This is a genomic window from Kribbella turkmenica, from assembly GCF_004348725.1.
In the GTDB taxonomy this organism is placed as follows: domain Bacteria; phylum Actinomycetota; class Actinomycetes; order Propionibacteriales; family Kribbellaceae; genus Kribbella; species Kribbella turkmenica.
Map to the genome: position 1 here is coordinate 23,231 of NZ_SMKR01000090.1, position 7,471 is coordinate 30,701.

Annotated in this window: 7 protein-coding genes; 1 reads left to right on the forward strand and 6 read right to left on the reverse strand. The window is 67.4% G+C overall.

Features of this window, described 5'->3' with window-relative positions; translation table 11 throughout:
- Position 1: 1 nt before the first annotated feature.
- From E1218_RS20745 to E1218_RS20755, 3 genes are all read right to left on the reverse strand, one after another.
- Positions 2 to 304: an urease subunit gamma gene (locus tag E1218_RS20745; RefSeq protein ID WP_132322612.1), complete on the reverse strand. Its 303-nt coding sequence runs from the start codon at positions 302 to 304 to the stop codon at positions 2 to 4.
- Positions 301 to 1,953 (reverse strand): purine-cytosine permease family protein, encoded by a 1,653-nt coding sequence (locus E1218_RS20750; RefSeq protein WP_132322614.1) that lies wholly within the window; start codon positions 1,951 to 1,953, stop codon positions 301 to 303. Before E1218_RS20750 ends, E1218_RS20745 begins: the two co-directional genes overlap by 4 nt.
- A 100-nt stretch (positions 1,954 to 2,053) precedes the next feature.
- Complete coding sequence (locus E1218_RS20755) at positions 2,054 to 2,449, reverse strand: MarR family winged helix-turn-helix transcriptional regulator (RefSeq protein WP_132322616.1); 396 nt, start codon at positions 2,447 to 2,449, stop codon at positions 2,054 to 2,056.
- Positions 2,450 to 2,622: 173 nt separating this feature from the next.
- On the opposite strand from E1218_RS20755, the gene E1218_RS20760 reads away from it, so the two are divergent.
- The gene (locus E1218_RS20760; protein ID WP_233712352.1) at positions 2,623 to 3,675 is read left to right on the forward strand and encodes a substrate-binding domain-containing protein; all 1,053 of its coding nucleotides are present in this window, start codon (positions 2,623 to 2,625) and stop codon (positions 3,673 to 3,675) included.
- 48 nt (positions 3,676 to 3,723) lie between these two features.
- On the opposite strand, the gene ligD is transcribed toward E1218_RS20760, so the two are convergent.
- From ligD to E1218_RS20775, 3 genes are read right to left on the reverse strand one after another with little or no spacing between them, the layout of a single operon-like run.
- Positions 3,724 to 4,704: a non-homologous end-joining DNA ligase gene (gene ligD, locus E1218_RS20765; protein WP_132322618.1), complete on the reverse strand. Its 981-nt coding sequence runs from the start codon at positions 4,702 to 4,704 to the stop codon at positions 3,724 to 3,726.
- Between the two features lie 39 nt (positions 4,705 to 4,743).
- Positions 4,744 to 5,859 (reverse strand): branched-chain amino acid aminotransferase, encoded by a 1,116-nt coding sequence (locus tag E1218_RS20770; protein ID WP_233712353.1) that lies wholly within the window; start codon positions 5,857 to 5,859, stop codon positions 4,744 to 4,746.
- A gap of 10 nt (positions 5,860 to 5,869) precedes the next feature.
- On the reverse strand, positions 5,870 to 7,051 hold the full coding sequence (locus E1218_RS20775) for a helix-turn-helix domain-containing protein (protein ID WP_132322622.1): 1,182 nt from the start codon (positions 7,049 to 7,051) through the stop codon (positions 5,870 to 5,872).
- Between the last annotated feature and the right edge of the window lie 420 nt (positions 7,052 to 7,471).

The window sequence follows — 7,471 nt, forward strand, 5'->3', positions numbered from 1 at the left end:
TTCAAATGATCGGGTCGTGGACGGTGACGAGTTTGCGGCCGTCGGGGAAGGTGGCTTCGATCTGGACGTCGGTGAGGAGTTCGGCGACTCCGGGCATGACGTCGTCGCGGGTGAGGACCGTGCGGCCGCGTTCCATCAGGTCGGCGACGCGGGCACCTTCGCGGGCGCGCTCGATCACCCAGGTGCTCAGCAGCGCGACCGCTTCGGGGTGGTTGAGCCGGACTCCCCGGGCCAGCCGGTCGCGGGCGACCATGCCGGCCACGGAGAGCAGCAGCTTCTCGGTCTCGGACGGGGTGAAGTTCACGGCGCGGCCGGAAGGACGTGGTCGGCCACCTTGTCGGTGCTGAGGCAGAGCGAGCACACGACCGCGTCGTGCGTCTGGCACGCGGTCATGTCCGGTCGCTCGTACTCCTGGCGGCACACGTGGCACGTCAGTACGGCGCCCGACGGGTTGCCGTGCTCGTCGAACATCGGCAGGTCGAGTCCGTCGTCGGTACGGCGGAGGTAGTACTTGCCGCGAGTGAGGACCGCCAGGATGGGCGGCAGGACGACCGCGAGCCCGATCGCGACCAGCGGCGAGTACGGCTTGATCGTGTCGCCGAGTCCACCGAAGAACACCAGGATCGAGACCCCGGCGGCCGCGGCCATCGAGACGAAGCCGACCGGGTTGACGGCGTACAGCATGCCCCGGCGGAACTCCGGCTCCTTGGGTGACAGCTTGAGCAGGTACTTGTTGAAGACGATGTCCGCGGCAACGACCACGATCCACGCCATTCCGCAGTTCGCGTAGAAACCGAGAATGGTGTTGAGGAAGTCGAACATGTTCGCCTCCATCAGCACCAGCGCGATCACCAGGTTGAAGGCGAGGAAGACGAGCCGGCCAGGATAGTGCCGGGTGAGTCGCGTGTACGAGTTCGTCCACGCGAGCGAACCGGAGTACGCGTTGGTCACGTTGATCTTCACCTGGCTGATCACGACCAGTACGACGGCCAGCGCCATCGCGAGCCAGCCCGGCAGGAACCCCTGGTAGATCTCCAGGAACTGGTGCACCGGCTCATTGGCGACCGAAGCACCGCCGGCGACGTTCGCGATGAGGTAGACCGCGAGGAACAAGCCGATCACCTGCTTGATCGCTCCGAAGATCACCCAACCCGGCCCGGCCAGCAGCATCGCCGTCCACCAGCGGCGTGAGTTCTCCGGAGTCTTCGGCGGCATGAAGCGCAGATAGTCGATCTGCTCGGCGATCTGCGCGATCAGTGAGAGGCACACACCGGCCGCGAGCAACATCGAACCGACGTTCGTGCCCTCGTCGTTCTCACCGCGGTAGTCGAAGAACGTCGACACCGAATCCGGGTGCGAGACGACCAGATACAGGAACGGGAGCACCATCAGGATCAGCCACAGCGGTGTCGTCCAGACCTGCAACGTGGACAGCACTTTCATGCCGTAGATCACCAGCGGAAAGATCACCAGCGTGGACACCGCATAGCCGAGCCACAACGGGATGTGCAGCCCGAGTTCGAGACCCTGCGCCATGATCGAGCCTTCGAGCGCGAAGAAGATGAACGTGAACGACGCGAAGATCACGTTCGTCACGACCGAGCCGTAGTACCCGAATCCGCTGCCACGGGTGATCAGGTCGAGGTCGATGTTGTAGCGCGCGGCGTAGTACGCGACGGGCAGGCCGGTCGCGAAGATCACCACCGCGAAGATCGCGATACCCCAGAGGGCGTTCGTGGTCCCGTACGAGATGCCGATGTTCGCGCCGATCGCGAAGTCGGCCAGATAGGCGATCCCGCCGAGGGCCGAGACGGCGACGACGCCGGTCGACCACTTGCGGTAGCTGCGCGGCGCGAAGCGGAGAGTGTAGTCCTCCAGCGTCTCACGCGTCGCGGTGGTTTGAGGCGGTGGTTCAGGGTTGGCGCGGTGGTCGATCGAGGGTTCAACGGTCATGCGGAACTCCTGCGGCACCTTCGGGCGGCGGGTGCTTCGGCGAGCCGGCGACGCTGCCGACCGGGATGCACCCGAATGGAAGGAACCTAGGAACGGCGTGTTACCTCCGTGTTGCCGATCCGCTACGTTCGTGTATTTCCATCCGGAAGTGATCCGCAAGATCGGTCTCGAGGTCGCGCTGCGCGGCTGCGATGCGCTCGGCGACCGTACCGCCGACGGGGGAGAGGGCGGTGACGACGCGGCGCCTGTCGTCCGGATGGACGCGGCGCAGGACCAGACCGCGTTCGACCAGCTTGTCGACGTGCCGGGTCAGAGTGGCGGCCGGGAGTACGGCGGCCTCGGCGAGCGCCGACATGGGCTGACCGGGCTCATCGTGCAGCGCGGACATTACCCGCCACTGCTCGATGGACATCCCGAACTCGTCGAGCAGCGGCTGCAGACCGAGCTCGATCCGGCGCTCGGTCTGCTTGAGCAGCAGGAGCAGACTGGATGGCATCCGCGCTCCTCCCGAGTGATGGCTGCTGGGAATATAGCCCAGCGTTCGGAGAACCGCCTCCACTCGGGTCACACTGAGCAGGCCGTCGTCTCAGCACGTAGTACGACGGCTGCGCCGCCGAGCCCGACGTACGACGCTTGACCGGAGTGGTACGGCTGACTGAGGAGGTGCTCTTGCGGCGATCCGACGTGGTGTCCATCGCATTCGTTGTGCCGTTGCAGGGACCGACCGGCATCTACGGGCCGTCCTGTCTCGCCTGCGGTCAGCTCGCCGTCGAGCAACTGAACGCGCGCAACGGAATCGCCGGGCGCAAGATCGAACTCGTCCAGGTCGACGCCGGCCGAGCACCCGAGGTTGTCGCCGAAGACGTCGGCCGCCTGGTCGACACCGGCCGGGTCGACGCGGTCGCCGGCTGGCACATCTCCGCCGTCCGCGTCGCCCTGACCCGGCGCATCCGCGGCCGCGTCGTGTACGCGTTCGCGGCGATGCACGAGGGCAGCGACGACACTCCCGGTGTCTTCATGCTCGGCGAGCGTCCGGTGAACCAGTTGCTCCCGGCAGCCCACTGGCTCCGTGAACACCACGGCGCCCGCCGATGGGTTGTCGTAGGCAACGATTACGTGTACCCGCGAGTGACCGGATCGGTGGCTCGGGAAGGCTTGCAGGGGACGAGATCCGAGATCGTCAAGTCGGCATATGTCCCGCTGGGCACCGCCGACTTCCGGGCCGTGCTCGACGGGCTGGAGGCAGCCGACGCCGACGGTGTGATCATGCTCCTGATGGGCCAGGATGCCGTCCACTTCAATCGCCAGTTCGCCCGGCGCGGGCTGAGCGACGAGCTCGTTCGCCTCAGCCCCGCCATCGAGGAGAACACCCTCCTCGGGGCCGGCCCCGCAGCCAATGAAGGCGTGTACGCGGCCGCGGCGTACTTCGACGGCCTGCGAACAGTCGAGAGCAGCGACTTCGCCCAGCAGTATTACACCCGCTTCGGCCGGTACGCCCCGGCCCTGAACGCCGTCGGCGAATCCTGCTACGAAGCGATCCGTTTTCTGGCCCGTCTCGGCGAGGTGAGCGGATGCATCACGGTCTCAGCGCCCCTCCCCACCGGCCACTTCTACGACAGCCCTCGAGGCCTCATGCGCCTCGACGGCAATCTGGTCGACCAGGACGTCTACCTGGCCGCCGCCGACGGCCTCCAGTTCAAGATCCAGGAGCAGATCGCCTAGGGCGGTCCCTCGAGGCGGATCCGGATCTCGTGGCCCCTCCGCGGACGGCTACTCGTCGGGTGGAGGCGGCTCCTCGGCGCCTTCCCGTTCGTCCCGTTCGGCCCATTCCAACAGGGTGTCGAGGGTGTAGACGTCGTCGTCGATCGTTGCGTGCAGGTCGCCGAGCTCGGCGAACCGGGCCGGGACGGTCTCGATCGTGAACGCACTCGGGTCGACGTCGTCGATCTCGTCCCAGCGGATCGGCGTCGACACGGTGCCCTCGGAATTCCCACGGACCGAGTAGGCGGCCGCGATCGTGTGGTCCCTGGCGTTCTGGTTGAAGTCCACGAACACCTTCTTCGGGTCGCGGTCCTTGCGCCACCAGGTCGTCGTCACGTCGTCCGGTGCGCGCCGCTCGACCTCCCGCGCGAACGCCAGCGCGGCGCGTCGTACGTCGGAGAACCCGTGCTCCGGCTTGATCCGGACATAGACGTGGATGCCCGAACCGCCGGACGTCTTCGGATAGCCCACGGCTCCGAGCTCATCGAGCACTTCGTGGACGACGTACGCGACCCGGCGGACCCGGTCGAACGGACAGTCGGGCATCGGGTCCAGGTCGATCCGCCACTCGTCCGGCTTCTCGGTGTCGGCGCGGCGGGAGTTCCATGGGTGGAACTCGACCGTCGACATCTGCACCGCCCATGCCACGTGCGCGACCTCGGTCACGCACAGCTCGTCCGCCGTACGGTTGTAGCGCGGGAATTTCACCCGCACGGTCTCCATCCACGGCGGCGCCCCGTGCGGCAGCCGCTTCTGGTGCACCTTCTCGCCGGACACGCCTTCCGGGAACCGATGGAGCATGCACGGCCGCTCCCGCAGCGCCCGCAGGATCCCATCGCCGACGGACAGGTAGTACTTGACCAGATCCAGCTTGGTCTCCCCGCGCGCCGGGAAGTACACCCGGTCCGGGTTGGAGATCCGCACCGTGCGCTCACCCACCTCCAGCTCGATCGCCGGAGTCTTGGACTTCCCCGCCTTGGACTCAGCCATGAACCCAACTTAACCGGCGGCAGGGACAACCGGCAGGAACTACGCCAGCCGGGTCAGCCAGCCGCGGTGGTCGGGGATGCGGCCGTACTGGAGGTCGAGCAGGGTCGACCGGACCGACTTGGTCACCGGCCCGACGCCGTGGTCGACCGAGTGGTCGCCGATGGTCAGGTCGCCGTCCGGCCAGGCGAGCCGGCCGATCGGGGTGATCACGGCGGCGGTGCCGGACGCGAACACCTCGGTGATCTCACCGCTGCGCATGCCGTCCTTCCACTCGTCGGCGGACACCCGGCGCTCCTCCACCTTGTGACCGAGGTCGGCGGCCAGGTCGACCACCGACGCCCTGGTGACGCCTTCGAGGATCGAGCCGGACAACCCCGGCGTGACGATCCGGCCGTCGGCGTAGACGAAGAACAGGTTCATGCTGCCGATCTCCTCGAGCCACTTGTGCTCGACCGCATCGACGAACGCGACCTGCTCGCAGTTGTTCGCGACGGCTTCGGCCAGGCCGGCCAGGCTGGCGGCGTAGTTGCCACCACACTTGGCCGCGCCGGTCCCACCCGGCGTCGCGCGGATGGTCGACGTGGTCAGCCAGATCGACACCGGCTTCGGCCCGGTGTCGAAGTACGGGCCGGCGGGCGAGGCGATGACGCCGAACAGGACCTCGTGCGCCGGCCGAACGCTCAGGGCGGCTTCGGTGGCGATCATGTAAGGCCGTAGATACAGACTGGTCTCGTCACTGTCGGAGGACGGCACCCACGGCTCGTCGACCGTCACCAGCGCGCGCAGTGCGGAAACGAACGCGTCTTCGGGCACCTGCGGCAGGGCGAGCCGCGCAGCGCTCGCGGTGAACCGGGCCGCGTTGCGATCGGGGCGGAACGCCCACACCGACCCGTCTCCGTGCCGGTAGGCCTTGAGCCCCTCGAAAATCTCCTGCGAGTAGTGCAGTACGGCGGCCGCCGGGCTCACCGTGAGCGGTGCGAACGCGGTCACGCGGGCGTCGTGCCACCCACGCTCGACCGTCCAGTTCGCAACCACCATGTGGTCGGTGAACGTCTTCCCGAACGCCGGGTTGGCCAACACAGCCGTGCGCACCTCCGCACTGGCCGGCTCACTCCGCAGCTCAACCGAGAAGTCCCACGCGTCAGTCGTCGTCACTCCCGGCACGTTACCCCTCACTCCCGACCCCCCTCGACCCAGTGCCCACACTGCGGCCCTTCAGGTACGGCGTACGTGCGAGAAGCTCCTGCAGCGTCGCTACCATCCCGGGCTGTCGAGCGCGTACGGCGCTCAGCACCCGAGCGGCATCGTCGTACAAGTAATAGGTATGCCACTCGTCCGGCAGCTCAACCAGGACGCGCAGAGCCAGCGCAACTCCTGCGGCTACGTCTCCGTCCACCACCAGGCACTCTGCCAATTCCATTTGCAGCCTTGCCCGTTCACCGAGCCAGTTGTTGGGGCACAGCTCGAGCGCTCGAGCCAGCAGCACACACCCAGCCGCGCCGTACCTCAGGCTCGCGCACACCCGGCCCTCGACGCGGTGCACCTCGTACGGCGCCCAGTCGCCCAGCGGCCCGTGCGACGGACCTGTCGACGGCAAACCCTCAGCGACTCCGATGAAGTCTTGCAACGCCCGATGAGCCTGCTCGTGTTGCCCCAGCTCCGCCAGCACCAAAGCGTGAGCAGCGTGCGCCGGCGCAACACTCGTGATCGCCAACGCTTCCTGCGCTGTTCGCAGCAACTCTGCCACCGGCCGCCGCTCGGCCAGCCCGCAGATGATTTGCTGTGCACGCACCGCACTGCGCACCGCCGACTCAGCCGAGAGGTCCGCAGCAGTCCGGGCAGCCTGCCACCAACGCTGCGCACTGCTTCCTTGCCCGAGAGCGGTCAAGGTCTGTGCAGTCAACACGCACAGCTCCGCCGCTTCGACAGCAGACTCGGTTGACCCCGTCGTCTGCAGCAGCCGGAGATCCGTGATTAGCTCTGGCAGCAGTTGAGCCGGCGGAACGCTCTGGAAGTTCTCGAGCGCAGAAGGCGCCCAGTCACTCCCGAACGCCGTGACGAGTTGGTGCCAGGCCGCCTCCAGGGCGTTCGCCGGCCCGAAGGACTGCACGGGGTCGGCTGGGCGCATAGATCGAGGCTTGTGATCGAAGGCGGTGCTCAGCTCGTTGCCGGTGCCGAGTTCACGGTCGCAGAGCCTCGCCAACTCGGCAGACCCAGGTCGCTGGCCGCGCTCCACCTGCGACAAGTAGCTGTGGTCGTAGCCGACCCGCGTAGCAAGCTGCCGCAGACTCAAGCCGACCGCCTGCCTGCACTGCCGCAAGTGCGCACCGAACGCTGCCTCTGCCACAGGACCACCCCCGTTCGTGCTCCAAGCTCATGTGCTGCGACAGTACAAGCCCACGCCGACAAAACGCTGCCAGAAGCCTTGCAGGCAAGGACAAGTGGGCTGTTCACACAGCCCACAGCACACACCTGTTGTAAACACCAGGCACTGGGCGAGCCTTCAGAGGTGACCACGCCGCAGCCCCACCCGCGCTTGTTCCGCCTGGTGCGCCACACGCGGGGGACCGGCACGCTCGCGGAGGGCGTGCAGTGGCCCGACGGCACAGTAAGCACCCGCTGGCGCGGCCCCAGCCCGCACACCTCAACTTGGGACAGCCTCCAGTCCCTACTGGCCGAACACGGCGCAGCCGGACGCACCCAAGTGCACTGGCTCCGCACCGACGACGCCCCGCCCCCCGGAGACCAAGTCACCCCCGTGTGGCTC